This window comes from Polaribacter sp. 2405UD43-2 (assembly GCF_058147125.1).
Window position 1 is genome coordinate 1 of the sequence record NZ_JBYVJX010000118.1, and the last position, 232, is coordinate 232.

The 232-nt window shown below is 33.2% G+C and carries 1 protein-coding gene; it reads left to right on the top strand.

Features of this window, described 5'->3' with window-relative positions; translation table 11 throughout:
* Positions 1–43 precede the first annotated feature (43 nt).
* Positions 44–232: glutamine amidotransferase-related protein (locus tag ACY2RX_RS14980; protein ID WP_490104758.1), on the top strand; the 189-nt coding region annotated here is incomplete at its 3' end.

The window sequence follows — 232 nt, forward strand, 5'->3', positions numbered from 1 at the left end:
CTATTTGCTAAAAGCCAAGAGCCAAGAGCTAAACGCTTTAAATATGAACATATTAATATTAGATAATTACGATTCTTTTACCTATAACTTGGTACATATGGTAGAGCAAATTACAGGAAAATTTCCAGCGGTTTTTAGAAATGATGAAATTAGCATAACAGATGTAGGGAATTACGCTATGATTATGTTATCTCCCGGGCCAGGAATACCTGATGAAGCTGGTATTTTAAAA